Source organism: Johannesbaptistia floridana, from assembly GCF_057440575.1.
Map to the genome: position 1 here is coordinate 1 of NZ_JALKVM010000171.1, position 2450 is coordinate 2450.

2 protein-coding genes are annotated in these 2450 nt (G+C 41.2%); both read right to left on the reverse strand.

What is annotated here, in order from left to right:
* Positions 1–99 precede the first annotated feature (99 nt).
* Positions 100–1326, reverse strand: a complete 1227-nt coding sequence (gene mltA / locus MW688_RS11815) for a murein transglycosylase A (RefSeq protein WP_486736185.1) — start codon at positions 1324–1326, stop codon at positions 100–102.
* Between the two features lie 882 nt (positions 1327–2208).
* Positions 2209–2450 (reverse strand): hypothetical protein (locus tag MW688_RS11820; RefSeq protein ID WP_486736187.1); only part of this gene is annotated, 242 nt, incomplete at its 5' end.

Consider the following 2450-nt stretch of genomic DNA (forward strand, 5'->3'; position numbering starts at 1 on the left):
AAATGAGCAACTTTTAGCAGTAATGAGTAGATATTTTTCAACTGTATTTAGCCCCCTTCTATATGTTCTACTAAATTTAGCTGCTGGATAATTTCTTCTTTATTCATCATTTTTGAGTAAGAGATAGTATAGTTCGCCTGTTTCGTGGATTCTCCCCGCTCTTTCTCCGGCAATCTCCCCAGTTCCCATAAATATATCTACACGTCCTGGTCCTTTTATAGCCCCTCCTGTATCTTGGTCAACTACGTAGCGAGTAATAGGAGTATTTTGCCATCCTCCTTGGCCATTGGGTAGGGGAAGGTTAGTATCAATCAACGCTAAGGCGCCAGGAGGCATTAGAGATTTATCTGTAGCTATCGACCGTTCGGCAGTTACTGGTACATTTATACTACCTATAGCAGGAGACCCCTGAGTATCGCGGAAGAAGATAAAGCGATCATTACGGGAGATATATTCGTGCATTTGTGATTGATAAGTACGAAAATAGTCAATCATAACAGGCAAGCTTAATTGATTTACTTGAAAGCGTCCATCTTTGACTAATTCTGTACCTAAACTTACATAGGGGTATTCAGTACGGCCTGCATAACCTACAGTTAAGAGGGAACCATCGGTTAATTGTAGTTTAGCAGAACCTTGGACGTGGATTAAATAGGCTTGAAGGCGATCTTTTAGCCAAACTAGTTCGTATCCGGCTAGGGGACTATTTTCCCCTAGTAATCCGTCTTTTCCTTCTAATTCCATTCGGGAAGGATGGGGTTGTTGCCATTGAGAAAAGTCTTCGGGAAGACGGTAGAGGGGATATATATATTCTTCGGTTTTGACTAAACTAGCGGGATAAATAGGCTCATAATAGCCAGTAAAAACTACTTTACCTTGGTTGTCTTGTCCAATGGCTCGATAAAAGTTAAATTCTGCTTCTACTGCGGCTTGGAATTCCTCTGCATTGTCGTAGGTAAGGAGTAACTCACGAAAGCGTAATAGGGAATTACGGACTCTTTCTAGGGTGATTTCTTCTAGGGGATAGTTGGCATAAACATTAGCAGCGGTAGGAGTTTCTAGATATTTGAGACTGTGATCAATTGCTTCTACTAATGCTAAGCGATCGCCTGGTGTGTTAGTTTCTCCCCAGAGTCGATCATCTATTCCCAGGGAAAATGGTCTAATTTCTACTAATTCTAGAGGTAAAGGAGATAAGTTGGCATTAGATGTAATTGTTGGTCGATCTAATAATAATGGTTGATTTTCTAATTTTTCTGCCCAGGCTATACTAGGAAAACAACAGCAAAGGCCAAGCCAGCCTAATATATGTAGCTTATCTCTCATCTTTTTGCCCTCATGGAGACTCTCGCTAAACCTCTCATCAGGTTAGCGATGAGAGGAAATGAGGGACCATTATTATGTTGCATAGTTATATCCATCCGCTTTGTGAATAGGTTTACAGTATTTGTGGCTAATACCTTGAACTGTTTGGTTAGCAGTTTTAATGTTAAAACTACCTGTTGTTGGGTAGGTCTGGAGCATTACTGCTCCGTTCCCCCTCAACATTAGTTTTTGAAGGTTACTAACCTTTTTGACATCACCGCCAAAGAGTTGCTCTAAATATTCTCTGTCTCAGATTCCTAACATTACGACGAATCCTGACCCAATCAATATTGTGCCACTTCTTATTGTCGTTTGTTCCTTGAGTTACGATTACATTTGACTGCATCTATCTTTTCCTTTTTGGTTCGGTTTCCTTACTTCGTAATATGAGCTGATTTCACCTGGTTAAGTGGGCACTTTTTCAAGTTGGGTATTCCCTATCTGACAGGTTATTTATTACCCTTGTCTTTCGACTGTCAGCCTTCGCTTTTTAACCATCCTTTACCCTCTAAGGGATTCCGCTTTGCTGGCGCGAGAGCCTACTCCTAGATTATTCCAAGAGACCTTATAGGGCTTATCCTGTTTCACATCTTTTGAGATCCGATGACCTTATCCTTCTGCTATACTCCGAGGGATTTATTGGTAGTCTAAATATACGTCAGAAAATAGTATATTCTTTTGGCACAGGTCGTTAAATCCTACACCTTTATCCCCATCCAACCCAGGTCATCTTTACCTGATTGGTCTAGCCTGACGAAGCTTACACAGATTCACTTTCGTTAGGCTTAGTCATCTTACCCTAGCCACTCGTCTTGTGAGATGACTCCACGCCACAAATGACATTTAACTCTCTAGCTGTGAGACTCTACCGTTACCAGTAACGCCCCTTTGAGCGGGTACAGCCTTGACTACTAGGCTGGGAACTTTCTGAGAGTTCCACTCAAAGGATGCAACTTTCAGGTCGCACTTTCTGACTGCTACTCTACCGACATAAGTTCCGGTTTTCGTAGCCTTTAAATTATTGTTTGTGTGTAATGGTTTTTCCTCCTTAAGAATAATGGTAAATGGATAACGTTTAAATACGC